20 protein-coding genes and 1 pseudogene are annotated in these 22,370 nt (G+C 73.4%); 1 reads left to right on the top strand and 20 read right to left on the bottom strand.

The features are described from left to right. Window positions 1-4 precede the first annotated feature (4 nt). Window positions 5-721, top strand: a complete 717-nt coding sequence (locus IO20_RS0108810; protein WP_030549805.1) for a DUF5324 family protein — start codon at window positions 5-7, stop codon at window positions 719-721. 343 nt (window positions 722-1,064) lie between these two features. On the opposite strand, the gene IO20_RS0108805 is transcribed toward IO20_RS0108810, so the two are convergent. The 20 genes and pseudogenes from IO20_RS0108805 to IO20_RS0108710 form a co-directional block, all read right to left on the bottom strand. After that, window positions 1,065-1,445, bottom strand: coding sequence for a DUF6344 domain-containing protein (locus tag IO20_RS0108805; RefSeq protein WP_030549804.1), 381 nt, complete (start codon window positions 1,443-1,445; stop codon window positions 1,065-1,067). A gap of 169 nt (window positions 1,446-1,614) precedes the next feature. Continuing rightward, the gene (locus IO20_RS0108800) at window positions 1,615-3,300 is read right to left on the bottom strand and encodes a phytoene desaturase family protein (RefSeq protein ID WP_030549803.1); all 1,686 of its coding nucleotides are present in this window, start codon (window positions 3,298-3,300) and stop codon (window positions 1,615-1,617) included. Between the two features lie 133 nt (window positions 3,301-3,433). Continuing rightward, a complete protein-coding gene (locus tag IO20_RS0108795) occupies window positions 3,434-3,871 on the bottom strand; it encodes a DUF6069 family protein (RefSeq protein ID WP_030549802.1) in 438 nt (145 codons plus the stop codon). 89 nt (window positions 3,872-3,960) lie between these two features. Further along, window positions 3,961-4,698 carry a TetR/AcrR family transcriptional regulator gene (locus tag IO20_RS0108790; protein ID WP_030549801.1) on the bottom strand — a complete coding sequence of 246 codons (738 nt, stop codon included), beginning with the start codon at window positions 4,696-4,698 and terminating at the stop codon, window positions 3,961-3,963. Between the two features lie 123 nt (window positions 4,699-4,821). Beyond that, window positions 4,822-5,487, bottom strand: coding sequence for a DsbA family oxidoreductase (locus IO20_RS0108785; RefSeq protein ID WP_051874450.1), 666 nt, complete (start codon window positions 5,485-5,487; stop codon window positions 4,822-4,824). Window positions 5,488-5,555: 68 nt separating this feature from the next. Next, entirely contained in the window at window positions 5,556-6,575 is a 1,020-nt protein-coding gene (locus tag IO20_RS0108780) for a Gfo/Idh/MocA family protein (protein WP_030549799.1), read from the bottom strand. Beyond that, window positions 6,572-8,023 carry an NDP-hexose 2,3-dehydratase family protein gene (locus tag IO20_RS0108775; RefSeq protein WP_030549798.1) on the bottom strand — a complete coding sequence of 484 codons (1,452 nt, stop codon included), beginning with the start codon at window positions 8,021-8,023 and terminating at the stop codon, window positions 6,572-6,574. The genes IO20_RS0108780 and IO20_RS0108775 overlap by 4 nt, the downstream gene beginning before the upstream one ends. Before the next feature lie 99 nt (window positions 8,024-8,122). Beyond that, complete coding sequence (locus IO20_RS0108770) at window positions 8,123-8,872, bottom strand: NAD-dependent epimerase/dehydratase family protein (protein WP_030549797.1); 750 nt, start codon at window positions 8,870-8,872, stop codon at window positions 8,123-8,125. 95 nt (window positions 8,873-8,967) lie between these two features. Beyond that, window positions 8,968-9,954 carry a dTDP-glucose 4,6-dehydratase gene (rfbB, locus tag IO20_RS0108765; protein ID WP_030549796.1) on the bottom strand — a complete coding sequence of 329 codons (987 nt, stop codon included), beginning with the start codon at window positions 9,952-9,954 and terminating at the stop codon, window positions 8,968-8,970. Next, a complete protein-coding gene (locus IO20_RS0108760; protein WP_030549795.1) occupies window positions 9,951-11,018 on the bottom strand; it encodes a glucose-1-phosphate thymidylyltransferase in 1,068 nt (355 codons plus the stop codon). Before IO20_RS0108760 ends, rfbB begins: the two co-directional genes overlap by 4 nt. A 25-nt stretch (window positions 11,019-11,043) precedes the next feature. Beyond that, the gene (locus IO20_RS0108755; RefSeq protein ID WP_030549794.1) at window positions 11,044-12,189 is read right to left on the bottom strand and encodes a nucleotide disphospho-sugar-binding domain-containing protein; all 1,146 of its coding nucleotides are present in this window, start codon (window positions 12,187-12,189) and stop codon (window positions 11,044-11,046) included. Continuing rightward, on the bottom strand, window positions 12,186-13,460 hold the full coding sequence (locus IO20_RS0108750; RefSeq protein WP_051874449.1) for an MFS transporter: 1,275 nt from the start codon (window positions 13,458-13,460) through the stop codon (window positions 12,186-12,188). The genes IO20_RS0108755 and IO20_RS0108750 overlap by 4 nt, the downstream gene beginning before the upstream one ends. Before the next feature lie 81 nt (window positions 13,461-13,541). Further along, window positions 13,542-15,641 carry an SDR family oxidoreductase gene (locus IO20_RS0108745; protein ID WP_281181588.1) on the bottom strand — a complete coding sequence of 700 codons (2,100 nt, stop codon included), beginning with the start codon at window positions 15,639-15,641 and terminating at the stop codon, window positions 13,542-13,544. A gap of 36 nt (window positions 15,642-15,677) precedes the next feature. Beyond that, window positions 15,678-16,616, bottom strand: coding sequence for an aromatase/cyclase (locus IO20_RS0108740; RefSeq protein WP_030549791.1), 939 nt, complete (start codon window positions 16,614-16,616; stop codon window positions 15,678-15,680). 53 nt (window positions 16,617-16,669) lie between these two features. After that, window positions 16,670-17,455 carry a 3-oxoacyl-ACP reductase FabG gene (fabG, locus tag IO20_RS0108735; protein WP_030549790.1) on the bottom strand — a complete coding sequence of 262 codons (786 nt, stop codon included), beginning with the start codon at window positions 17,453-17,455 and terminating at the stop codon, window positions 16,670-16,672. 199 nt (window positions 17,456-17,654) lie between these two features. Further along, window positions 17,655-17,924, bottom strand: coding sequence for an acyl carrier protein (locus IO20_RS0108730; RefSeq protein ID WP_030549789.1), 270 nt, complete (start codon window positions 17,922-17,924; stop codon window positions 17,655-17,657). Between the two features lie 35 nt (window positions 17,925-17,959). Then, window positions 17,960-18,289, bottom strand: a complete 330-nt coding sequence (locus tag IO20_RS0108725; RefSeq protein ID WP_030205126.1) for a TcmI family type II polyketide cyclase — start codon at window positions 18,287-18,289, stop codon at window positions 17,960-17,962. Between the two features lie 9 nt (window positions 18,290-18,298). Beyond that, on the bottom strand, window positions 18,299-19,786 hold the full coding sequence (locus IO20_RS0108720) for an FAD-dependent monooxygenase (protein ID WP_030549788.1): 1,488 nt from the start codon (window positions 19,784-19,786) through the stop codon (window positions 18,299-18,301). 56 nt (window positions 19,787-19,842) lie between these two features. Next, a pseudogene (locus IO20_RS36315) lies at window positions 19,843-21,313 on the bottom strand (acyl-CoA carboxylase subunit beta). Continuing rightward, on the bottom strand, window positions 21,310-22,278 hold the full coding sequence (locus IO20_RS0108710) for an alpha/beta hydrolase (RefSeq protein ID WP_063761396.1): 969 nt from the start codon (window positions 22,276-22,278) through the stop codon (window positions 21,310-21,312). Before IO20_RS0108710 ends, IO20_RS36315 begins: the two are co-directional and overlap by 4 nt. Between the last annotated feature and the right edge of the window lie 92 nt (window positions 22,279-22,370).

The raw sequence follows: 22,370 nt of genomic DNA, 5'->3' as shown, positions 1-22,370 counted from the left end.
TCCTGTGACCCGCATGGACAGCGTGCGCGCCGCGACAGATTCGGCGAAGGAGAGTGTCATGCACGCCGCGGAAGTGGTGGCACCGTATGCCGAGACGGCCAAGGACCAGGCCTCGCACTACGCCCACGAGGCGCGCGAGATGATCGCGCCGAAGGTCTCCAAGGCCGCGCTGGTGGCCCGGAAGCAGGCTCGTGCGCAGTACGACTCCTATGTCGCACCGCGTGTACCACCGCGGGTCGACGCGGCCGCACACCGTGCGGCGGTCAAGACCCGCCTGGCCGCCCGTCAGGCGGCCGACTACACCGTTCCGCGTGTCGAGTACGCGGTCGCCGCGACCGGTCCCGTCCTGGTGGAGGCCGGGTCGCGTTCCACGGCGGCCTTGGCCGCGCTGCGCGGTCAGGTGACGCCGAAGGAAATCCAGAAGATCGTGAAGAAGCACGAGCGTCGGGCAAGGGCCGGACGCCTCGCCAAGGGCCTCGTGGTCCTCGGCATTCTCGCCGGCGGCGCGTTCGCCGCCTGGAAGTGGTGGGACAAGCAGGCCAATCCCGACTGGCTGGTGGAGCCGCCCGCTCCCACCGACGTGGACGAGGGCGCCGTACTGACGTCCGTCGACGACAGTGAGGAATCGCCCCTCGACCCGGAGGTGGAGGCCAAGGAGACCGAGGCCGACGCCGCAGCCGCAGCCGAAGCGGCCGCCGAGCGCGACGAACGTCGCTCCTGACCGACCGGGGTCCTGCTGGGTTCACGCCGGGTCCTGCTGAGCACTGCGGGTGAGGCTGGGTCTGCTGGTACTGCGGTTCTTGCTGGTCAGGCTGGAGCGTGCTGGTCCTGCGGGTCCTGCTGGTCTGCTGGTCCTGCTGGTCCTGCTGGTCTGCTGAGCACTGCGGGTCCTGCGGGTCCTGCTGAGTACTGCGGGTCCTGCTGGGTCTTGTTGGTCCTGCCGGTCTTGCTGACTCCTGCGGGTGAAGCCGGGTACCGCGGGTGAAGCCAGGCCCTGCTGGGAACTGCTGTGTGGGTTCCGCCGGAGCACGGGGAGCGCGTACGCGTGGTCGTCTCCCCGCGCTCTACGCCGCCGCGGCCAGCGCCGGCCCCGCGAGTGCGGCCTGCTCGTCGCTCTCGGCGCCGGCGATCACGCCGGCCTTGGAGCGGTGTCGGGCGGCGGGGGAGGAACCGTGGGCCTCGGCGGCGATGCGCTGCTTGATGGTGGGCGGCAGGGAGCGGTCCCCGGCGAGCGGCCACCGGTGTGTCCGCTGGGCCGGTACGGAGGCGAGGGCGGCGCGCTCCCGGGCGACGGGGGCGGCGGCGGATCCGGCCGGCTCCTCGGGCTGCTGCACGGCGGTCCGGTTCGCCGCGGCGGCGGTGCCCGTCAGGCCGACGGAGGCGAGCAGGGCGAAGAGGACGGAGATGAAGGCGGTCCAGAACTGCTTGACCTTGGCGGTGGCCATGACCCCTCACTTTCGTGACGTTCTCGGATGGTTCATTTCGGATTGCGCGCTTTTCGTACCTTCCTCATGATGTGGATGCGCCTCCGATTTCCGGGGAACGTCGCCGCCGCCGCGCAGTTCTTCCGATGAACACCACCCGTCCGGACCAGCGGCCCCACGATCTCCCAGGTCAGCCGATGCGGGCCAGGCCCCGGGCGGTGCGCCGCCCGGCGCCGCGGGAGACGGCCAGCGGGTCCCAGTCCGCGGCGCGGTCCGGGAGCAGGTCGGCGTCGCCGAGGACCGCGCCCCGGTGGACCTCGGGGAGCAGCCGGCGTTCCAGGATCTGCGCGGCGCAGGCCATGCCGCTGACGGCGGCGCCTGCGATGCCGCTGCCGTACCGGGTGCTGGCGCCGACGACGTGCAGGCCCTCGATGGTGCTGCGGGTGTCGGGGCGGCTGCCCGCGGTGCCCCACCGGGCGAGCCCGTAGGGGGTTCCGCCGGAGGCGAGGGTGTACCGCTCGTGGGTGAGGGGCGTCGCCGCCTCCAGGTGCGTGATGTGGTCGCGCAGCGGGCCGAGCGCGGTCTCGGCGGCGCTCAGGAGGGACTCGGTGAGCTGGGCCTTGCGCTCCTGGTAGCCCTGGTTGCGCCGGTAGCGCTCGCCGGCCGCCGGGCCGGTGTGCGCGCCCCAGTACCCGTAGCCGGGCGGGCACAGCGTCATCACCTGGAGGTTGCTGTGGCCGGGCGGGCAGACGTTGCGGGCGCCCGGGTCCTTCAGGGAGGCGAAGGAGACGAAGAGGAAGGGCACCGGGCCGGAGCGCTCCTCGGCGAGGCGCCGGTAGGCGGTCTCGATGTCGTCGTCCCTGAACCACCACAGGTTGGCGTTCGGGCGGTCGGGGAGTTCCCGGTCGAGGCCCAGGTAGAGCGTGGCGAACGGCAGCGCCATGCGTGCCTGCCGGGTCTTGTCCGCGGTGCGGCGGCCGAGGTGCTCCTCGCCGACGAGTTCGAGGACGGTACGGGTGTAGTCCGCGTTCGACACGACCAGCGGGGCCTTGAGGAGTGCGCCGTCCGTGGTTCCCACGCCGGTGACCCGGCCGTCCTCGACGAGGATGCGCGCCACCCGGCACTTGGTCCGCAGTTCGCCGCCGTGCGCCTCGAGGGCCTCGACGAGCGCGGCCGGCAGGACCTGGCCACCGCCCTCGGGGTAGTAGGCGCCGCGGAGGTAGTGGTCCGTCACGGCGGCGTGCCGGGAGACGACGGCCTCGTGCGGTCCCATGCCGTAGTTGGGGGACTGGGCGGCCAGTACGGTCCGCACGCGGGGCGGGAGTCCGCAGTGGTCGAAGAGCTCGGCGAGGGTGCGACGTCCCCAGCGGACCGTGACCGCGGTACGGGCGAGGAGTTCGGTGCCGGTCAGGTCGCCGTCCGACAGCATCAGGAAGCGGGCCTCCGCCGCGACGTCGGCGCAGATGCCGGTGAACCGGGTGATGCCCTCCGCGTACTCGGGGAACGCCCGGGTGAGCCGCTCCGTGTACCGCTCCCAGCCGACCGGGACGTCCAGGGTGAGGCCCGGGAGGGTGATCCGGTCGAATCCGTCCCGGTCCATCTCGCGGTAGGTGACGCGGCCGGCGAGGCCGAGTCCGGAGAAGATCGCGGGCAGTACGCCGTCCGGGCCGCAGTCGCCCAGGTAGTGGACGCCGACGTCGAACTCGTAGGCCCTGCGGCGGCGGAAGACGTGGCTGTTGCCGCCGGCCACGTCGTGCTGTTCGAGGACGAGCACGCGGCGGCCGGCGGCGGCCAGGTAGGCGGCGCACACCAGGCCTCCCATGCCGCTGCCGACGACGATGGCGTCCCACTGGTCCTGCTCGTCCTGCTTCGCCATGCGGTCGACCGTCCTCTTCTCGCGGTTCACGGTGCGGGGTGCGGGGGTGGGTAGGTGGCGCTTCGCGGTTCGGGTACGACGACGGCCCTTCCGGACCGGGTCCGGAAGGGCCGTCTTCTTCGGCGGCGTCACGTCACGCCTTCGCGCGGCGCACTCCTTCGAGGGCGGCGATGGTGATGCCGCCGACGAGCAGGTGCATCACGGCGATGGTGATCGCGGTGCCGCCGTCGGTCTCCAGGGTCAGCGGACCGACGAGGCTGACCAGCGTGGTGACGGCGGCCAGGATCTGGGCCACCCGCAGGAAGCCCGGCTTCCACCGCGCGATGAGAAGGGAGGCGGCGATGCCGATGGCCGGGGCGAGCACGGACATGATGATGACGTCGGCCGCGCCGATCTCGTCCGGCTTGCCGTTGAGCTCCAGGACCAGCGAGGCTCCCGCGGCGTCGCCGACGATGAGGACGATCACGTTGACGACGGCGGCGATGACGGCGGCGCAGACCACGGCCAGCCACGCGGGCAGCCCGCGTCGGCCGTGGACGGATGAGGTGGCGGCGGGGTTCGTGCTGGCCATGGGGCCCTCCGGATGTCGTGTCGCGCCGGGGAGGGGCGTGACCTCCCCCCGGGGCGGTGGGTCGATGCGGTGCCCGACGCCCGAGGGCGTCAGACGCCCAGACGCGCCGCGATGCCGTCGAGGACGCAGTCCAGGCCGGTCTCGAACTGCCACTGCAGGTCGTCCTTGCGGGTGGCCTCGCCGATGTACCGGTTGTACTTCGGGTAGCGGCCGGTGTTCATGAGCCAGGCCATCTGGGACGCGAGTCCCGAGCGGGCCTCCTCGCGGCTCGACCAGCCCCGTACGCGCAGCATCCGCGTCTGGCCGATCTCCAGGTCGACGGCGCCGTGCACGTACGCGGTGACGGTGGTGCAGACCGCCATCGCCGTGTCGGCGTCGAGACCGACGCCGTCGAGCGCGGCGAGCGCGCTCTCCGGCACCGCCAGCTGGTGAGGGGTCGGCGCGCCCCAGCTCACCCGGGCCACCCAGGGGTGCGTGAGCAGCACCTCGCGGATGCGCAGGGCGAGCGTCCGCAGGGCCTCCCGCCAGTCGGCGTCGCCGTCCGGGAGCTTCAGCTCCGCGTAGACGAAGTCGACCATGAGCTCCAGGAGCTCGTCCTTGCCGGAGACGTAGCGGTAGGCGGCCATGGGAGCGACGCCCAGCTCGGTGGCCAGGCGTCGCATGGTGACGGCGTCGATGCCCTCGGCGTCGGCGATCCCGACCGCGGCCGTGGCGATCCGCTCAGGGGTGAGCGTCACGCGGGGCGCGGGCGCGGGGCGGTCGAGCCGCTCCCACAGGGAGACGCGCTCCTCGTCCTCGCTCGGGGGCTTTCCCTCCTGGGCAAGCATCGCTGGGCTCCTTCCGACGCCTTGTGTACAACGTATCAGAGACGAGACAACGTACGCAGGAGATACGGGACGGCCCTCGGGAGCGTGCGGGACCCGGGAGGGCCGCGCCCTCCTCAGCGGGGGTCAGGCGCTACGGACGCCCGTCCGCAGGGCGCGGTACAGGGTCTCCTCCGGCTGCGCGCCGGTCATCGGCGGCACGCCGTCGACCACGATCACCGGCACCCCGGTCACGCCCTGCCCGCGCACCCGGTCGAGCCGCTCCTTCAGCTCGCCCGCGCTGTCCCGGGCCGCCTCCTCGTCGGTCCGCACGCCCACCTCGGCCGCGAGCGCGGCCAGGACGTCGGGGTCGCCGATGTGCAACCCGTCGGTGAAGTGCGCCCGGAACAGCCGCTCCGTCATCGGCTCCGCCAAGCCCTGCCGCCCGGCAAGCAGGATCAGCCGGTGCGCCTCGAAGGTGCCGCTGGCCAGGGCGTTCTCGTAGTCGAAGCGCAACCCGTCGGCGACGGCCCGCTCGGCGAGCGCGAGGGCGTCCGTGACGGCCCGCTCGCCGAAGACGTGCCGCAGCACGGCGAGGAGCGGCTGTCCTGTGGTCGGCGCGCCGGGCGCCAGCTCGAAGGGCAGGACCTCGACCCGGACGTCGACGCCCTCCTCGCGCAGCCGGCCGGCCGCCCGGCCGAGCCGGGTGAAGCCGATGTAGGAGTGGGCGCAGATCACGTCGGCCACGATCTGGACGCGTACGGTCCGCGGGTTGTCGTTCTGGGCGTACTGGTTGTCGTTCTGCGGTGCCATCTGGCGGTCCCCTCGGTGTGTGGACTGACCCGGTCGGTCCACGGTGTCGTGCCCCGGCCCGCGGCCGATCATGCTCCCCGGCCGGCGGCGGACCGGCGGACCGCGTCGAGCAGCGCCGCCTGCCGGACCACGGCCGGGTCGGGCGCGGCCCGTTCCCGTACGGCCGTGACGAAGGCGTCGACGGCCGCGGCCACCTGGTCGAAGGGGTCGAGCCGGATCCGCTCCACACCGCCGCCCCGGTGCACGGTGATCTCCGGGACCTGGTCGGCCGGCGGGGTGAAGGCCCGGTCGACGTGGATCTCGCCGTCGCTGCCCCGCAGCCGGTACTCCGAGCGGTAGGCGTGCGCCATCCCGAACTCCACCTGGGCGACGACGTCGTCCGGGGTGCGCAGCAGGGCCGCACCCGTGGTCTCGACGCGCCGGCCGGGGCCCGCGGCGAGGTGGGCGCCGACGGTCTCCAGGCCGCCGCCGAGGAGGTGGAGCGCGGCGCGCAGCGGGTAGAGGCCGATGTCGGCGAGGGCGCCGCCGCCCAGATCCGGGGCGTAGCGGATGTCTCCGTCGGCGGGCGCGGGAATCGTGAACGCGGCCTGCATCGAACGGAGTTCGCCGATCGCGCCGTCGGCGACGAGCTTGCGAACCGCCGTGTGGCGCGGGTGGTGGACGAACATCACGTTCTCGACGAGGGCGAGGCCCGCCGTCCGGGCCAGGTCGCACAGCCGGGCCGCCGTCGCCGCGTCCGGAGCGGCGGGCTTCTCGACGAGGACGTGTTTGCCGGCGGCGAGGGCGGCCTCCGTCCAGCCGGCGTGCAGGGCGGCGGGGAGCGGGATGTAGACGGCGTCGATGGCGTCGCCGGAACCTGCGGGGTCGGTGGGGTCGGTGGGTTCGTGGGCGAGGAGTTCGGCGTAACCGGTGAAGGGCCTGGCGCCGAACCGCTCGGCGGTGCGCCGGGCCTTGGCCACGTCCCGGCTGGCGACGGCCGTGACCACCGTGCCGGGGTGGGCGGCGAAGGCGGGCAGCATGCGGCGGAGCGCGATGTCCGCGCAGCCGAGCACGCCGATCCGTACGATGCCGGACGAACCGGTCGTCATCGTGCCTGCCCGGGCAGCGCGTTGAGGATGGCGAGCAGCGTGCGGGCCTGGACGTTCAGGTAGTGGCCGTGCCGCACCAGCGTGGAGAGCTGCGCGGGCGTGACCCAGGCGAAGCCGGGGGGCGGGTCGGCGGGCGCGGTCTCCTCGTCCGCGTCGACGACGAGGTAGCGGCTCTCCGCGTGGTGGAAACGGCCGCCCTCCTCGGCGTGCAGGGCCTCGTACCTGATGCGCTCGGGACCGGCCGCGAGCACGGTGCCGAGGAAGGCGGGCTGCCGCTCCGGGGGCAGGTGGGCGTGGTTGCCGGGGGTGCACTGGACGGTGGGCCCGAGTTCCACGGTGTCGAGGAAACCGCCCTCCACGCGCGCGTGCACAAGGACGTGCGGCACCCCGTCGAACTCCCGTGTCAGGAAGGCCGTGACGCCCCGGCCGACCGGGGCGAACAGCGGCTGCGTCCAGCCGGACACCTCGCGGCTGTCCGCCCGTACGTCGACGGCGACGACCTCGAAGTACCGGCCCTCGTCGTGGCCGATGGCGTCGTCGCGGAGCGTCCAGCCGGGCAGCCCGGCGAGCGGGACGGTCTCGGCGCGGACGTGGTGCCGGGTCCGCTCGCCGGTGAGCCAGGAGAGCAGTTCGGTGTCGCCGAGCAGGGCGGACGCCTCGTGCGCGGCCGGACCGCCGAAGAGGGTGGGGTACGTGGCCGGTGGCAGGCAGGACAGGACGGTACGGGAGTCCATGTTGACGGTGTTGTCGCGGTGCAGCAGGGCGTGCAGCTGGCCCAGGGTCAGCCAGCAGAAGTCCTCGTGCGGCTCCACGTCACCGAGCGCCTCCACCACCATGTTGCGGTTGGACTTCCGGAAGAACCAGGAGCCGTGCTCCGACTGAAGGCTGTCGACGAGCACCCTGCCGCGGCCGGGACCGAAGAAGTGGTCGATGTGGCGGACGGCGGCGCCCCGGTGGGCCTTGGTGTAGTTGCTGCGGGTGGCCTGCACGGTGGGCGAGAGCTGGAGCAGGTTGGGGTTGCCCGGCTCCATCTTCGCCTGCATGAGGAAGTGCAGCACGCCGTCGAACTCCTTGGCCAGGATGCCGAGGAGGCCGACTTCGGGCTGCCGGATCGTCGGCTGGAACCACTCGGCGGCCGGGCCTTCGCCGTGCGGCTCGCCCTTCTCCGTGACGTGCAGGCCCTCGACGCTGAAGAACCGGCCGGTATGGTGCCGCAGATTGCCCGTCCCCTCCTCGAACGACCAGCCGTCGAGCGCCGCGAAGGGGATCCGGTCGACCCGGAAGGCGTGCTCGCGGCCACGGCCGGCCAGCCAGCCGGTGAAGTCCGCGGTGCGCAGGTGCGCGCCGTCGGTGGCCGCGGCGGAGGCGGCGAGGCGGTCGGCGAGCGTCCTGTCCTCGCGCGGCTTGAGCCCGGTGCGGACGAGGGTCCGGATGGTCCGGTGCGGCATGGGAGCTCTCTCCTGGGGTTCGGGAGGTGCGGGCGGGACGGGTGGGACCGGTGGCTGAAAACAGGCGGGGCGGGCGGGGCGGGGGCGGCCGCCCGCGGGTCAGACGGGGACCGTCGCCGTGTACGCGTCGAGGACCATGCGGAAGTAGTCCGGCCCTGCCCCCGGGGTGTCGGCCCCGGGAAGGAGCCGGTGCAGCTTCGCGACGGAGACGGTGTGCGGGTGGATCGGTCCCGCGTCCACCTGGTCGACCCGGGCGGACCCGTTCAGGCGCAGCCGGAGGTGGTCGACGATCTCCATGACCGGTACGGCCGTGCCGGAGGCGACGTTGACGGTGCCGGAGCGCAGACCGAGCCCGAGCAGCCGGTCGATGACCCTGATCACGTCCTCGACCGCGATCAGGTCCCGGGTGGCGCCCCGGTGCACCTGGACGGCGCCCTCGCGCAGGTGCCGGACCAGGGTCGGCAGCAGCTGGTGCTCGGGCTGGCCGGGGCCGACGAGGTGGCTCAGGCGCAGGATCAGGTGGTCGGCGCCGCTCGCCCGCAGCAGCTCCTCCTGGGCGAGCTTGTGGGCGCCGTAGGCCGTCGAAGGGGTGGCCGGCCCGTCCTCGCGGGCCGGGCGGTCGAGGGGACCGTAGAGACCGGCGGAGGAGGTGGAGAAGAAGAGGAGGCGCCGGCCGGTGTCGGCGCAGCGGCGGGCGGTGTCGGCGAGCATCGCGCGTTCCCGGGCGAACTCCTCCTCGGAGACGCAGCTCGCCCAGGAGACGCCCGCGGCGAGGACGACGGTGTCGGGATGGCGGTCGGCTAACGGCTGCAGGCTCCGGGCGAGGAAGCCGTTCCCCAGGATGTGCATTGCGCTGGCTCCTGTTCCTGTGCGGGAGGGTCGGAGGCGGGAGCCCCCGTACGGAGGCCGGGGCAGCGGTGGTCAGGCCGTGCCCTCGGCGGGCGTCAGGCCGTGCCGTGCTCCGTCCGGTGCTTGGCGGGCTTCCACCAGTCCGGGTGGTCCCGGTACCAGTCGACGGTGTCGGCGAGGCCCCGCGCGAAGTCGATCGCCGGCGCGTAGCCCAGCTCCTCGCGGATCTTCGTCTCGTCGACCGAGTAGCGCAGGTCGTGGCCCTGCCGGTCCGCCACCCGCCGGATCATCTCCGGTCCCGCGCCGAGCAGTTCGAGCAGCTGGTGAGTGATTTCCAGGTTGGTGTGCTCGTTGCCGCCGCCGATGTTGTACACCTCGCCCGCCCGGCCGCCGTCGAGGACGAGCGCGATGCCCCGGCAGTGGTCGTCGACGTGCAGCCACTCGCGGACGTTGCGCCCGTCGCCGTACAGCGGGACCGGACTGCCTTCGAGCAGGTTCGTGACGAACAGCGGGATCAGCTTCTCGGGGTGCTGGTACGGCCCGTAGTTGTTGGAGCAGCGGGTGACCGACACGTTCAGGCCGTGGCTGCGCCAGTAGGCGCGGGCGACCAGGTCGGAGGACGCCTTGGAGGCGGCGTACGGCGAGTTGGGCAGCAGCGGCATGTCCTCCGTCCAGGAGCCCTCGGCCAGCGAGCCGTACACCTCGTCGGTGGAGACGTGGACGACGCGGGGCGTGCCCGCGGCGACGGCCGCGTCGAAGAGGATCTGCGTACCGAGGACGTTGGTGCGGAAGAAGTCCGTGGCGCCCTGGAGGGACCGGTCCACGTGCGACTCGGCGGCGAAGTGCACGACGGCGTCGTGGCCCGGCAGCAGTTCGCGCAGCAGCGCGTGGTCGCAGACGTCGCCGCGGACGAACTCCATGCGGGGGTGGGACGCGGGCAGGTTGTCGCGGTTGCCGGCGTACGTCAGCTTGTCCAGGACCGTGACCTGTGCGTCCGCCCAGCGCGGGTAGTGGTTCGCGAGCAGCCCGCGGACGAAGTGGGAGCCGATGAAACCGGCGCCGCCGGTGACGAGGATCCTCACGAGGCCACCTCCACGCGCGTGTGGTCGCCGACGACGAGCCGGACGTGGTCCGCGCCGCCGCCGGTCGGGCCGACCGATGCGGACCGGCCGATGACGGAGTGCCGCAGACTGCGGATGCCGGTGACGGAGGCTCCGTCGAGGGCGATGGAGTCCTCCAGGCGGCTGCCCACGACCACGCAGTCGCGGCCGACCGAGGTGTACGGGCCGAGGTGGCTGTCCCGGACGACGGAGCCGGCACCCACGACGACGGGCCCCGTGACGCGGGAGCGCACGATCCGCGCGCCCTCCTCGACGACGACCGGTCCGATGAGTTCGCTGCCCTCGTCGACGTGACCCGCGACCGAGCCTCGGACGGCGTCCAGCAGGTAGCGGTTGCAGTCCAGGACGTCCTCGACCCGGCCGGTGTCCTTCCAGTAGCCGGAGTAGTGGTGGGCGCGGACGGGGGCGCCCGCGCTCACCAGCCACTGCACGGCGTCGGTGATCTCCAGTTCGCCGCGCGGGCCCGGCTTGATCGCGGCGACCGCCTCGTGCACGGCGGAGGTGAAGAAGTACACCCCGCACAGGGCGAGGTCGCTCCGCGGCTCCTGCGGCTTCTCGACCAGGCCGAGCACCTCGCCGTCCGGGCCGAGCTCGACGACGCCGAACGCGCGCGGGTCGGCGACCTTGTGCACGAGGACCTGCGCGGCGGGCCGCCGGGCGGTGAACTCGGCGGCCGCGTCGACGATGCCGTCGGGGAGCATGATGTCGCCGAGGTACATCGCGAAGTCGTCGTCGCCGAGGAAGTCACGGGCGATGGCGACGGTGTGGGCGAGGCCGCGCGGCGCGTCCTGCCGCAGGTAGGTGACGCGCGCGCCGAACCGGGAGCCGTCGCCGACGACCGCCTCGATCTCGGCGGCACGGTCGCCGACGACCACGCCGATCTCGGTGACGCCCAGGTCGGTGATGTTGCGCAGGACGTGGACGAGCACCGGGGTGTTGGCGACCGGGATCAGCTGTTTCGGCATCGAGTAGGTGAAGGGGCGCAGGCGCGTGCCTGACCCGCCTGAGAGCACCAGGGCCTTCATAGGGGTGGTCCTTTCGCTTCCGGCGTCAGTCGCGCAGGAGTCGTTCGAGTGCGGGGACGAGGGCCGCGGGGGACGGCATCCCGGCCACCTCCGCGGCGAGCTCGCCCGCCCGTGTGCGGTAGGAGGGCTGCTCAAGAAGGTTGTGACACGCCTCGGTGACCGCGGCGGGGGTGTCCTCGCCGGGCAGCAGGGTGACGGCCGCGCCCTGGTCGGCGACGCGCTGCGCCGGGACGCAGAGCACGGCGCCCTTGGGGATGAGGAGCTGGGGAACGCCGGCGGCGAGTCCGGTGAGGGTGGAGACCCCGCCGGCGTGGTGCACGAACAGGTCGCAGGTGGGCGCGACGACGTCCAGCGGCAGCCAGCCGAGGCGTACGCCGGGCAGCTCGGGGCGCAGCGCCTCGGCGACGGCCTCGGGGGCGGCGACGACCAGCTCGGCGTCCCAGCCGGCCAGGTCGCCGGCGAGGGTGCGCAGGAACTCGAAGTTGTGGTCGTAGCTGTCCTTGGCGACGCGGCTGCCGGAGGTGACGAGGATCCTGGGGCGGTCGCCGCGCGTGTACATCCAGGGTTCGAGGCGGCCGGCCTGCCGGGTGACGGAGACGTGCCGCATCGGCAGGGCCGGGGCGGCGTCGGCGGGGCGGAGGCTGGGCGGGCAGATGTCGATGAGGAGGTCGGGCGTGGACAGCCCGTCGAGGTCGAAGTCCGGGAGGTCCGAGACGAGTTCGGCCTCGGCGCCGCGGTGGATCTCGTCCGAGTCGACGCCGTCCCAGGTCTGCCGGACGTGCGGGACGCCGAGCCGGGCCGCGAGCAGCGGCGCGACGTAGCTGAGGGTGCCGCCGACGACCACGTCGGGCCGCCACTGCTCGGCGAGCGCCGTGAGCCGGTCCAGGCCCGCGAGGGCCATCCGGGCGAACCAGGCGCCGGTGAAGTGCGCCTGCTCCAGCGGGTCGGCGGGGATGTCGAGCGGCTTCCCGTGGCGGTCGGTGGTGATGAAGTGGCGGATGGGCAGGTCGGTGGTCGGGACGCCGGGCAGGGCCATGGACGCGACGACGGGCATCATGTCGTCGTTGGCGGCCATGATCACCTGGTGACCGGCGTTGCGTGCCGCGGTGGCCAGTGGTGTCAGGGCGAACACCGTGGCGGGGCTGCCCGCGGCCACGAAGAGGATCTTCACGCTGTTTCTCCTGAGGGGCCTGAGGGTTTCTTGGGGACGGGCGGCCGGTCCGGGCGGTCGCCACGCAGTCCGGTGAGGGCCGTGAGGACGCCGACGGCGGCGAGCGCCGTGAGCAGCGCGAGCGGCGCCCGCAGTCCGTCGCCGACCGTGGAGAGAAGGGCGACCGCCGGCAGGACGAGGACCACGCCGAGCTGCACGCCCGCCTGGTACAGCGGCACGGCCGCCGGGCGCTGCGGCGCCGGAACCGAGGCGAGCGCCTGCAGGTTCAGCGCGGCGAAGGAGAGCACGAACGCGGCACCGACGAACAGCAGGCCGGGCAGGACTCCGGACGCGTAGTCGTCCAGGGCGCCGGGCCGCAGGTGGAGCGCCTGACCGAGCAGCGCCGCCGCGGCGCCCGCCGCGACGAGCCGGGCGGCCCCGAACCGTTCGACGAGCCGCCCGGCGAAGGGCAGCGAGAGGACGAGCGGCAGGCAGGCGGGCAGGAAGGCGAGGGCCGTCCGCCAGGCGTCCCAGCCGAACCGGGCCTGGAAGTGGAGGGTGAGCAGGACGAGCAGGCCGAGATAGGTGCCGTTGAGGAGGGCGGCGCCGACCGCGGAGCGGAGCAGCGGGCCGTGCCGCAGCAGGGCTGCCGTCGGCCGGGGCCCGTTCCGTACGGACGCGTCGTCCGCCGGGAGCAGCCGCAGGCCGAACAGCAGCAGGACCAGGGCGACCGGCCCCGGCAGGACGACGTCCCACCGCCAGCTCAGGCCGGTGAGGGCGCCGGCCGAGAGCAGCCCGAGGGTGAACCCGGCCGCCCCGAACAGGGAGTAGACGGAGACGGCCCTGCGCCGCTCCGCTCCTTCGGGGAAGGCGGTGCTGATGATGGCGAGGCCGGTGGGCGCGGTGAGCGCCGCGCAGGCGCCGGTGACCACCCGGGCGGCGATCAGGACGGCGCCGTCCTCGGCGAGCCCTCCCACCACCGAGGCGGCGGTGAACACGGGGAGCGAGAGCAGGTAGACGCGGCGCCGGCCCCATCGCGCGGTGATGCGCGGGCCGAGCAGCAGCAGCGCGGCGAAGCCGAGGGCGAAGCCGCTCATCACCCCCTGCGCCTGCCACACCGCCAGTCCGAGGTCGGCGCGGACGGCCGGCAGGGCGACGAGGACGACGGAGACCTCGAGCGCGTCGATGAGCATGTTGCCCGCGAGGACGAGCAGCAGGGCCCGTTCGCGCAGCCGCGACCGGGGGGACGCGGCCGCCGGCGGGGCCTCGGCGGGACGGACGGTCGTCGGCATCCGGGAGTCACCCTCCTCGGGCGGGGTCGGGGGGTCGGGGCGGACGCCCCCGGGGCGCGGCGCCCCAGGGGTGCGGGCGTTTCAACCGAGCAGCGTGCCGCCGCTCGCGTCCAGGTAGGAGCCGGTGATCCAGCGCCCGTCGGGGCCGGCGAGGAAGGCGACGACGTCGCCGACGTCGGACGCTTCGCCGACCCGGCCGAAGACGGAGTACGAGGACATCTGCTCGACGGCCTCCGGGTTGTCGAAGATCGCCGATCCGTTGTCGGTGATGCCGGGACCGACGCTGTTGACGGTGATCCGGCGCGGCCCCAGGTGCTTGGCGAAGTGCAGGGTGAGCTGGTCGACCGCGCCCTTCGTCATCGCGTAGGCGATCTCCTGCGGGTTGGCGACGCGGGTCAGGCCGGAGGAGATGTTGATGATCCGTCCGCCGTCGGGGATGAGGCTCAGGGCGCGCTGCACGATGAAGTACGGCGCCTTGGCGTTGACGGCGATGAGCCGGTCGAACGCGGCCGGCGTGAGGTCCTCGGGGGCGACGCCGCCCATCACGCCGGCGTTGTTGACCAGGATGTCGAGGGTGGTGGAGCCGGTGCGCTCCTTCAGGCCCTGCTCAAGGCCGAGGAAGAGGGCGTGCACGTCGCCCGCGACGCCGAGTTCGGCCTGGACGGCGAAGGCGCGGCCGCCCTCCTTCTCGATGGTGGCGACGGTCTCGTCGGCGGCTTCCCGGTGCTGCGAGCAGTGGACGGCGACCAGGGCCCCCTCACGGGCCAGGCGGATGGCGGTCGCGCGGCCGATGCCGCGGCTGGACCCGGTGACGAGCGCGGCCTTCCCGCTGAGCTTGCCCATGGTGATGCTCCTCCTGCGTCGCTTCGTGTGGTCGGTGGTACGTGCGGGGGCGGCGGCGCCCGTGCCGATCCCGGTGCCGGCATGGCGGGGCCGGTCGAGGCCGCTGATCATGGCGGCCAGGTGCCGCCGGGCCGAGGGCAGTTCGAGCAGCTCGCCGACGAGCTGCCGCAGCGGGTCGAATGCGGAGGGACCGAACAGCAGCAGTGCCTGGGCCCGGATGTTGCCGAGCACCCGGGCGGCCGCCGGTCGGCACTCGGCGTCGTAGGCGTCGAGGACGTCGTTCGGGTCGGGGACCTCGTACGGGTCGGGGACCTCGTACGCGTCGAGGACGTCGTCTTCCTCGGCAACGGGCCCCCCGGCGCGCCCGGTCGCGACGGCCGCGAGCCGGCCGCCGAGGGCGACGGCCTCCTGGAGGGCGAGATTGAGCGCCTGTCCGCCGACGGGCAGCTGGACGTGCGCCGCGTCCCCGGCGAGCAGCACCCGGCCCTCCCGGTAGCGGGTGACCTGCCGGCAGGCGTCGTCGAAGGCGTCGATCCACAGGGCCCGCCCGCCGGAGATGTCCTCCCCGGTGACGCGGGCCCACAGGGCGCACACCTCGGCGAAGTCCGGCGGCCGGAGGCGGGCCCCGGGGTCGGAGCCGTGGGCGTGCAGCATGAGCCGGGTGACGCCGTCCGGGCCGCGGCGGGCGTTGGCCACGCCGTGCGGGTGCCGTTCGAAGCGGCGGTCCTCGATGTCGACGCCCGTCAGGTCGACTCGGATCATTTCCCGGCCGGCGTCCTCGCCGGGAAATGCGAATCCGGCCAGGTCACGGACGGTGCTCCGCATGCCGTCGCAGCCCACCGCGTATCCGGCGCGGAACACGCGGGTGGCGCCGTCCGGGCCGCGCGCCTCGACGCGTACCCCGTCGGGACCGTCGTCCAGGCCGGTCACGGTGTGGCCGCGGAGCACGGTCGCGCCGAGCCCGGCGGCCCACTCCCCCAGCACCTTCTCGACGAGGGTCTGCGGCGCCTTCCACAGTCCGGCGTACGGGCTGTCGCCCGCTTCGGCGAGGTCGAGGCGGAGGCCGCCGAAGTGGCCGGGGCCGACGTTCGGCGGCGGCCCCAGGCGGCCGAGGAGCCCCCGCTCGTCGAGGAGTTCCATGGTCCGCGCGTGGAGCACGGACGCCCGGGACTCGTCGGTGGCGGCGGTCAGCCGCTCCAGGACCGTGACCCGGGCCCCGCCGAGGCGCAGTTCACCGGCGAGCATCAGGCCGGCCGGGCCCGCACCGACGACGAGCACGTCGGCGTCACGCGCATCGGTGTCACGCGCATCGGTGTCACGCGCGTCGGTGACGCGCACACCGGTCCCGGAAGAGCCAACCGTCGCGGCCACGGGTCAGCGCCGCGCTTCCGCGTACTCCTTGGCGTACCCGAGGGTCGCCCGGCTGTTGCCGCCGAGGGCCTCGCGCAGGAAGGCGCGCGCCTCGGGCACCCCGGCGTCGGCGCCGAGGATGCGGGTGATGTTCTCGGTGTTGACGACGACGGTGTGGTGGGAGGTGACGGTGGTCGTGCCCTCGCCGTCCTCCTCGACCGTCCAGAGCCCGGTGTGCAGGTTCATCAGGGCGGGCAGCGTCGTCTGCTTGTACGCGATGCGGCTGTGTGGGAAGCAGACCCGGACGGACTCGGTGGTGTGCGAGTCGCCGTTCTTGGTGAGGGTGTCCATCCGCAGCGTCTGGAGCCCGGGGGAGGTCTCGGTGAGGACGACCTTCGCGACGTGCGGCAGGCGCTCCTTCCACAGGTCCGCCTCGTTCAGGAAGTCGTAGACGTCCTTGGCGGCGCCCCGCACGGTGACGGCGTCGGCGAAGGAGAACCGCAGCTCGTCCTCGGCGGCGACGCGTTCGACGTTGGCCTTCAGGGCGGCCAGCTCCGAGCGGCTGTTGCGGTCGACGGCCTCGTCGATCCAGGCCAGCTTGGCCGGGTCGTCGTCGATCGCCCGGTAGTCGTGCAGCAGCCGGACCCGGCAGGAGTCCGCTCCGGCCGGCTCGATGACCCAGGCCCCGCCCATCGCGGCGACCGGCTCGGCGGGCACCTCCTGGCGGAAGGTGATCCGCCGGGCCTCGGCGTCGAGGGTGCGGCGCGAAGTCCAGTTCTTGACGTCGTCGTTGGCGGTGGCCCAGATGCGGATGCGCTCCTCGCGCTCACCGCGCTCCACGTGGTCGACGTAGATGGTCGGCGGGAAGATCAGCGGCCAGTTCTCGACCTCCGCGATCAGCTGGTAGACCCGCTCGACCGGGGCCGCGACGGTGATCTCGTGTTCCACTTCGCGCACGGTCATCGATGCCATGCCTCCTTGATCCGGGTGGGATGGAACGGAATGGGGTGGGGTGATCAGAAGTTGCCGAGGCCGCCGCAGACGTTGAGCGCCTGCGAGGTGATGGAGGCGGCGGTGTCGGAGGCGAGGTAGCCGACGAGACCCGCGACCTCCTCGGGGGTGGAGTAGCGGCCGAGCGGGATCTTGGCCTGGAACTTCTCCAGGATCTGGTCCTCGGTGGCGTCGTACGCGGCGGCGTAGCCCTGCCGGACCCGCTGAGCCATGGGCGTCTCGACGTAGCCGGGGCAGACGGCGTTCACGGTGATGCCGGTCGGCGCGAGCTCGTTGCCGAGGGCCTTGGTGAAGCCGACCACTCCGTGCTTGGAGGCGGAGTAGGGGGCGCCGAGGACGACGCCCTGCTTGCCCGCGGTGGAGGCGATGTTGATGATCCGGCCACGGGACTTGCCGGACATGCCGCCGGCGTTCAGCACCTCGCGCGTCATCCGGAAGACGCTGTTGAGGTTGGTGTCGATGACGTCGAGCCACAGCTCGTCGTCGATGCCGGCGGTCGGCCCGCCGCCGCTGCGTCCCGCGTTGTTGACGAGGACGTCCACGGTGCCGAAGCGCTCCACGGCGAGCCGCACGAAACGCCGGACGTCGTCGACGGAGCGGACGTCGCAGGAGGCGCCGTCGACGTCCAGGCCCTCCTCGCGCAGCTCCTTGACGGTCTGCGCGACCCGCTCCTCGTCACGGGCGCAGAGGAAGACGCGGTGCCCGTTCGCGGCGAGCAGCCGGGTCACGGCGAGGCCGATGCCGCTGGTCGCACCGGTGACGAGGGCGGTTCTCGGGTTCTGCTGGGTCATGGGGGACTACTCCTGTGGGCGTGAACGTGTACGTGGGCGTGAGCCGGTACGCAGGCGTGAGAGCCGGTACGAGTCCGGCAGGGCACGCCGCCGCGGGACGGCGGGGCGGCAGGGCCGACGGTCGTGTCCTCGTGCGGGACAGGGAGGCGCCGGACGCCGGTCAGTGGGCCGGACGGCCAGTCGGTCAGCCGGACGCCCGTCAGTCGGTCCGGCCGTGGGCCAGCTGCGCGCCGACGGCGTCGATGAGCTGCCCGGGCGTCCCGGCGCTGGCCAGGATGTCGTCGTCGAGGGTGATGCCGTACTCGCGCTCGATGCGGCCGATCGTCTCCAGCAGGGCCAGCGACTCGTAGCCGAGGCTCTCGAAGTCGGTGTCGCGGATGTCGCCGCCGAGGTCGGCGGACTCGTCGGCGCCGGCGCCCTCGCGCAGGATGTGGACGAGCTTGTCGAGGGTGAACTCAGTGGAGGACACGGGGTGTTCCTTTCGTGTGCGACCTGGGGCGGTACTCAGGGACGGGCGTTCCAGTCGTAGAAGCGCTGGGCCATGGCGTCGGCGGGGGACCGCCAGGTGGCCGGGTCGTAGGCGGTGATGAACGGCTTGAGGTCCTCGCTGATGCCGACGAAGCGCGGGTCCGTCTTGGCCTGCTCGATCCGCTCGCCGCCGTCCTCGCCCGCGAAGTCCTGCAGGTGGAAGTAGAGGCCCCGGTAGGAGAAGAGCTGGCGGCGGAGCGTGCCCATGCGGTGCGGCATCTCCGTCTCGTCGAAGGCGCCGAAGAGCTTGGCCACGTCCACGGCCGAGCCGGGCTCCATCCGGGCCACGATGAGGGTGCTGTGCATGTCCGTCTCCTATCGGTCCGACTCGTGCCGGGACGGTCCGAACCACCGGCCGAGAGCCATGGGAAGGTCGTGGTGGCTGCCGGGCGCGACCCAGGCCACGTGCCCGTCGGGCCGCACCAGGACGGCCGAGACGCCGGCGAGCGGGCCGGCCGGGTCGACGCCGTGCGGCGCGGCGGTGACCAGGTCGACCCGGTCGGTCCAGCCGGCGGCGCGACGCCGCAGCTCGGCGTTGTCCTCCAGGTCGAGGAGGATGCCGCGGCCGGCGTGCAGCAGCGCGGTGCTGCTGGTCTTGGCGGTGTCCGACACGAGCTCCAGGTGCGGCATGCGCAGGCCGAGGAGCGGGTTGGTGCCGGTCCCGACGTCGTAACGGATCTCCAGGCCGCTCACCATGCCGGAGAGGTGCCGGGCGACCTCCTCGTGCGTGAGGAGTTCGCCGATCACGTCGCGCAGCGGCTGGACCTCGGGGCCGCCGAGGAACAGCAGGCCCTGCGCCCTGGTGTTCATCATCAGCCGCTGCCCGACCGGATGACGCTCGTCGTGGTACGTGTCGAGCAGCGCCTCGGGGGCGGTGCCGCGGACCACGGCGGCGAGCTTCCAGCCGAGGTTGACGGCGTCCTGGATGCCGGTGTTCATGCCCTGGCCGCCGGCCGGCAGGTGGATGTGCGCGGCGTCTCCCGCGAGCAGGACCCGGCCGCGGCGGTACTCGGTGACCAGCCGGGTGGCGTCGCCGAAGGCGCTGACCCAGACGGGCTCGGCGTGCGAGATGTCGATGCCGGTGAGGCGCTCCCAGGCGGCGGCGACCTGCGCGTACGGCGGCGGGGCGTCGCGCCGCTGGGGCGGGGTGCCGCGCTCGCAGACGATGATGCGGTTCACGCCGTCGCCGAGCGGACCGACCATGACCATGCCGCCGGGGTACGTCTTGCCGATCAGCTGGGGTTCGAGGTCCACGCCGCGGATGTCGGCGAGGTACATCTCCAGGGTGGCGGCGGTGCCGGGGAACTCGGATCCGATGGCCTTGCGGACGAGGCTCCGGCCGCCGTCGCAGCCGACCAGCCAGCGCGCGGTGAGCGTCTGCCGCTCGCCCGCCGGATCGCGTACGTCGATCTCGACGCCGTCGCCGGTGTCGCGCAGCGCGAGCAGTTCGGTGCCGCGGCGCAGGTCGACGCCGAGCTCCGTGGCCCATTCCTCCAGGACCGCTTCGGTGACGTGCTGCGGGACGGACTTCGCGGCCTGGTGGTTGCTGCCGAGGATGCCGAAGTCCATCGGGAGGCCGCCGAAGTGGCCGGCGTTGCTCGTCACCATGTCGCCGAAGCGGGGCAGCAGGCCGCGCTGGTCGAAGACCTCCATGGTGCGGATGGTGAAGCCCAGGCCGCGGGACTCGCCCGTGGGCTCGGCGAGGCGCTCGACGACGATGACGTCGACGCCGGCGAGCCGCAGTTCCGCGGCGAGCGCGAGACCGGTCGGCCCGGCGCCTGCGACGATCACGGAAGCATCCATGTACCTCTCCTTCAAGGGGACTTGCTGGCGTGCCACGGGTCTGGTGATCCGGTGAATCACTGCGGCGGATTGCCGTGCTTGCGGTGGGGAAGTTCCGCGTGCTTCGCGGCGAGCATGGTGACCGCCCTGCAGAGCACGGCCCGGGTCTCGCGCGGGTCGATGACGTCGTCGACGAGGCCGCGTTCCGCCGCGTAGTACGGGTGGACCAGCTCCCGGCGGTACTCGTCGATCTTCTGCGCGCGGACCGCGTCGGGGTCGTCGGCGGCGGCGATCTCGCGCCGGAAGACGACGTTGGCGGCGCCCTCGGCGCCCATGACGGCGATCTCGTTGAGGGGCCAGGCGAGGGCGATGTCGGCGCCGATGGAGCGCGAGTCCATGACGATGTAGGCGCCGCCGTACGCCTTGCGCATCACGACGGAGATGCGGGGCACGGTCGCGTTGCAGTAGGCGTAGAGCAGCTTGGCGCCGCGCCGGATGATGCCCTCGTGTTCCTGGTCGACGCCGGGCAGGAAGCCGGGCACGTCCACCAGGGTGACGAGGGGGATGTTGAAGGCGTCGCAGAACTGGACGAAGCGGGCACCCTTCTCGCTCGCCCTGATGTCGAGGACGCCCGCGAAGGCCGCGGGCTGGTTCGCGACGAAGCCGACGACGTGCCCGTCGAGGCGGGCGAGCGCGCAGACCAGGTTCGGCGCCCAGTCGGCGTGCACCTCCATGAACTCGCCGTCGTCGGCGAGCTCCTCGATGACGCCGTGGACGTCGTACGAGCGGTTGGCGTCGGCGGGTACGAGGGAGAGCAGGCGGTCGTTCGCGCGGTCCGCCGGGTCGCCGCTCTGGACGACGGGCGGCAGGTCGCGGTTGTTGGACGGCAGCAGGGACAGCAGGTAGCGGACGTCGGCGAGGCAGGACTCCTCGTCGTCCCGTGATGAACATCTGCGAGGTCTCGCGGACCATGAACACGAAGTCCGTGAGGGCGGGCGAGTAGGCGGCGCCGCCGGCGCACGGGCCGAGCATCACGCTGATCTGCGGGATGACGCCGGACGCCTTGGTGTTCCGCTGGAAGATGCCGCCGTAGCCGGCGAGCGCGGAGACGCCCTCCTGGATACGGGCGCCCGCGCCGTCGTTCAGGGACACCAGCGGGGCCCCGGCCGCGATGGCCATGTCCATGATCTTGTGGATCTTGGCGGCGTGCGCCTCGCCGAGGGCGCCGCCGAAGATCCGGAAGTCGTGCGCGTAGACGAAGACCGTACGGCCCTCGACCTCACCCCAGCCGGTCACCACCCCGTCCGTGTAGGGGCGGTTGGCCTCCAGCCCGAAGCCGGTCGCCCGGTGCCGGCGCAGCGGTTCGATCTCGCAGAAGCTGCCCTTGTCGAGCAGCAGCTCGATCCGCTCGCGCGCGGTCAGCTTGCCCTTGGCGTGCTGGCGTGCGGTCGCCTCGGGGTTGGGGCCCTCGTCCGCCAGCGTCTTGAGCCGCTGGAGTTCGTCGAGCCGGGCCCCGGTCTCGGCGTCGGGGGGAACGGCTGCCGTCATGGCATGTCCCTTCCTGTTCGCTGGGTGGGTGAAGGCGGGTCGGCGGGTCCTGTGCGCCGGCTGGACGACGGCGGGTCGGCGGGCCGCAGGCAGTCCTCGGCGAAGGCCAGGGCCCGCAGGTGGTAGGCGCGGGCCGCCCAGCCGAGGCTGATGTTGTGGCCGGCCTGCGGCTGGCGCTCGACGAGCACGCGCGGGGCGTCCGTGAACGCCGAAGCCAGCTGGGCCAGTTCGGCGTCGTCCTGCCGCCACCACGCCTCGTGGGCGGCGAACGTCAGGCGCACCGGTACGCGGACGCGCGCCGCCACGCCGGGGAACAGGTCCGCCCAGGCGCCGGCGTCGCCCCGCTCGCGCTCCGGCACCGGCCCGACCAGCGTCTGGCTGGAACGGAAGGTGTCCGGCGGATAGCAGCGCAAGGGTCCCCAGTGCCGGGCGGTCCTGCGCAGCGAACCCTCCGGCGGGACCGGGTCGACGGCCAGGCGCCGGCCGCAGCCGGAGACGTCCACGCCGAGGAGCGGCACGCCGGAGGCCGTGCCACCGCTCGCCAGGCCGTCGGCGGCGGCCGTGAGGGCGAGCATCCCGCCGTACGAATGCCCAAGCAGGAACATCCCGGCGCCGGTCTCGTGGGTCGCGGCGAACTCCGCGAGGGCGGCGCGCAGCAGGGCGGACTGCTCCTGGCGGTCGCAGCCCCGGGGCAGTACGGGAGCGGAGTCGCCGTAGCCGGGGCGGTCGACGGCGAGCACGGCGTAGCCGAGGCGCGCGCCGAGTCCGAGGAGCGAGGCGTCCGGGTGCGCGGAGCCGTCGAAGTAGCCGCCGCTCATCCCGGCGCCGTGCAGCGCCACCACGGTGGCGCGGGGCGGGACGTCGTCGGGCAGCGCGAGCAGCGCGGACAGCGGGACGCCCGCCCCGTCGAGGACGGTGCGGCGGGCGGCCGTCCGGGGGAGCCGGTTCGGCAGGGTGGCCGTCATGGTCGGTGGGGGCCTCTCGGGGTCGGACGGAGGGCGGCGGGCGTCGCGCGCGTCAGCCGGGCGGCCCGGGGCCCTGGGCCGGGCGGGTGGGT

It is taken from the genome of Streptomyces exfoliatus, assembly GCF_000725545.1.
Taxonomy (GTDB): domain Bacteria; phylum Actinomycetota; class Actinomycetes; order Streptomycetales; family Streptomycetaceae; genus Streptomyces; species Streptomyces exfoliatus.
This window is presented reverse-complemented; position numbering and strand designations above follow the sequence as displayed.